At 62.0% G+C, this 2,173-nt stretch carries 2 protein-coding genes; one reads left to right on the top strand and one right to left on the bottom strand.

All coding sequences use genetic code 11. The annotated features are described in order from the left end of the window. Positions 1-415: magnesium chelatase domain-containing protein (locus tag AAC083_RS14615; protein WP_308811011.1), on the bottom strand; the 415-nt coding region annotated here is incomplete at its 3' end. Between the two features lie 384 nt (positions 416-799). On the opposite strand from AAC083_RS14615, the gene ilvG reads away from it, so the two are divergent. Beyond that, on the top strand, positions 800-2,173 hold a 1,374-nt coding region (gene ilvG, locus AAC083_RS14610), incomplete at its 3' end, for an acetolactate synthase 2 catalytic subunit (RefSeq protein ID WP_258224707.1).

Genomic DNA, 2,173 nt, shown 5'->3' with positions numbered 1-2,173 from the left:
GCACCAGCAGGGTGCGCCCCGCATCGCGGCAGGCAAGCACGGCGGGCAGCACCCCAAGCACGGGACGGATCTCGCCGGTCAGGGCCAACTCCCCCAAAAATTCGTGATCGAGCAGGTATTTTGCGGGGATTTGCTTGGAAGCTGCGAGAATGCCGATGGCGATGGCCAGATCGAAACGGCCTCCCTCCTTGGGCAGATCGGCGGGCGCCAGATTGACCGTGATGTGCTTGCTCGGGAACTCGAAGTTGCCGTTGAGCAGAGCGCTGCGCACCCGATCCCGCGACTCTTTCACCGAGGTTTCCGGCAGGCCGACCATGTTGAAGGCGGGCAGGCCGTTGGAGAGGTGAACTTCCACCGTGACTTGTGGTGCCGCGATCCCGAGGCTGGCACGGCTATAAACCACAGCTAATGACATAAATCCCGTCCTTGAGTTGATATATGTTCTGACTAACGGCTTATTGTTGGTTTTTTATTCCAGGGTTCCGGCTGGGGAATAGCCAAAATCAGTGGGTTGTCACAGAAAAAAGGCTTGCCCAATAAAAATCACCATGCTAGTTCTAATAGCCATTCGCGGTGCAAACCGCCCCGATTTCACAGGATTTCCGGTTGTAACTATGAACATGGCCTCCCGTTTCGTCAGCATTATTGTGGTCCTAGTGGTGATTATTATCTCACCGCTCGGGGCTCGTTTAGCTGCACGGAACAAGGGATAGACCCACCACCGGACAGAACGAAACAAGCGACCCCCGAGCCTCACAGCTCGGGGGTTTTTTTTCGACCAAAGGACAGGATTTTCCACATGAACGGCGCGCAGTTTTTGATACAGGCTCTCAAGAAACAGGGTGTGACCCAGGTGTTTGGTTACCCGGGCGGAGCCATCATGCCGGTCTACGACGCCCTGTATGACGGCGGTCTGGCCCATCAGCTCTGCCGCCACGAGCAGGGCGCCGCCATGGCGGCGGTGGGTTATGCCCGCGCCTCCGGTCAGGTGGGGGTCTGCATCGCCACCTCGGGCCCGGGCGCCACCAATCTGGTGACCGGTCTGGCGGAGGCGCTGCTCGATTCCGTGCCGCTGGTGGCCATCAGCGGTCAGGTGCCCTGTTCCGCCATCGGCACCGATGCGTTTCAGGAAGTCGACGTGCTCGGCATGTCCCTCTCCTGCACCAAGCACTCCTTCATGGTGACCGATGCCGCCGATCTGGGGCGTGTGCTGGCAGAAGCGTTCGCCATCGCCACCGAAGGGCGCCCCGGGCCTGTGCTGATCGATTTTCCCAAGGATGTGCAACTTGCTGCCGTGCTGGCCCAGAGCCCGCTGTTTGCAGTGGCTGAGCCCGAGCATCTGAGCCAGGCCGAACTGACGGCCGCTCGCACCCTGCTGGCCGCCGCCGAGCGCCCCGTGCTCTACGTCGGTGGCGGGGTGGGCATGGCCAATGCCGAGCAGCAACTGCGAGACTTTGCTGCCGTCACCGGCATGCCTGCGGTCACCACCCTCAAGGGGATTGGTGCGCTCGACCCCGATAGCGCCGTTTATCTGGGCATGCTCGGCATGCACGGCACCAAGGCGGCCAACTACGCGGTGCAGCAGTGCGACCTGCTGGTGGTGGTGGGAGCCCGTTTCGACGACAGGGTAACCGGCAAGCTGGAGGAGTTTGCCCCCGAGGCGAAAGTGATCCATCTCGATGTGGACGCCGCCGAATTTGGCAAGCGCCGCGCCGCCGAGGTGGGTATCACTACGGATCTCAAGCTGGTGCTGCCAGCGCTTGGGCAGCCTCTCGCCATCGACCCATGGCGTGAGCACTGCGCGAACATGGCTCGTGAGTATGCATTTCGCTATGACCATCCCGGTCAGCCTATCTATGCTCCGGCCCTGCTCAAGCAGCTCTCCGCCCGGCTGCCGGAGACCAGCGTGGTGGCCTGTGACGTCGGTCAGCACCAGATGTGGGTAGCCCAGCACATGCGCTTTACCAGCCCGCGCAACCACCTCTCCAGCGCGGGTCTCGGCACCATGGGGTTCGGTCTGCCCGCCGCCATCGGCGCCAAGATGTCGCGCCCGGATGACGAGGTGGTGCTGGTGAGCGGTGATGGCTCTTTCATGATGAACGTGCAGGAGCTTGGCACCATCCGCCGGGCCCAGCTCAAGGTGAAGATGGTGCTGCTGGACAACCAGCGCCTC

It is taken from the genome of Aeromonas sp. HMWF014 (assembly GCF_963878295.1).
GTDB lineage: Bacteria > Pseudomonadota > Gammaproteobacteria > Enterobacterales > Aeromonadaceae > Aeromonas > Aeromonas popoffii.
This window is presented reverse-complemented; position numbering and strand designations above follow the sequence as displayed.